The 698-nt window shown below is 63.0% G+C and carries 1 protein-coding gene; it reads right to left on the bottom strand.

Annotated features, from left to right (window positions below):
- Positions 1 to 385: 385 nt before the first annotated feature.
- The gene (locus F6X42_RS42995) at positions 386 to 682 is read right to left on the bottom strand and encodes a four-helix bundle copper-binding protein (RefSeq protein WP_512699663.1); all 297 of its coding nucleotides are present in this window, start codon (positions 680 to 682) and stop codon (positions 386 to 388) included.
- Positions 683 to 698: the final 16 nt, after the last annotated feature.

Raw genomic sequence — 698 nt, 5'->3', positions numbered from 1 at the left:
CGCCGCGATCCAGGCCGTTGCTTGCGCGAGACGCACTGCCAGCAGTTCGATGTCGAAGCGGGCAGCGCGACCGGTGTCTTCCTGCTCGGAGAGCAAGTCCATCAGCAGCGTTCCGATGCTGGCCCGATTGAGTTCGGTGGCCACGTACTGGTTTCGAGGGCTGAACCGTGAACTGCCGCTGCCGTGCGCGAGCAGAACCAGTCATTGAGCGTCCTGTGGCAGCGCGAGCGTGCCCATCAGGGAGGCGTCCTCCACCGGAATGGTGACTTCCTGCATTTGGAGCCGAGGTTCCATGACATCCTCAAGCCGGGTACGACAGTATTCCGACCCGATACGCGACGCGCTCGCCGTCGTCCTCGCGGGCGCGCTGACGCTGAGCAAGACACTAGATTGCCCGGCAGGCTTCCGCGCATCTCCGGCACGCATCGCTGCATGTGCCGCAGTGCTCGGGGGCGTGCCGCGCACATTCATCGGCGCACTCGTCGCAGATCCGTGCGCAGAGTTCGCAAAACTCGGGTGCGAAATGGCTTTGTCGAGCCAAGGCCGCAGATGTGAGGCGGCATAGCGAAGAGCAATCGGCGTTGAGGCGAATACATTTGGCCATGTTCACCCTGCCCGGTTCATCGAGGCAGGCGGATGCGCAGCGATCGCAGGCAGCGGCACAAGCATCGCAGGCTTCAATAGACGGCTGATAGATT

It is taken from the genome of Paraburkholderia podalyriae (genome assembly GCF_014397785.1).
GTDB classification, from domain to species: Bacteria; Pseudomonadota; Gammaproteobacteria; order Burkholderiales; family Burkholderiaceae; genus Paraburkholderia; species Paraburkholderia podalyriae.
This window is presented reverse-complemented; position numbering and strand designations above follow the sequence as displayed.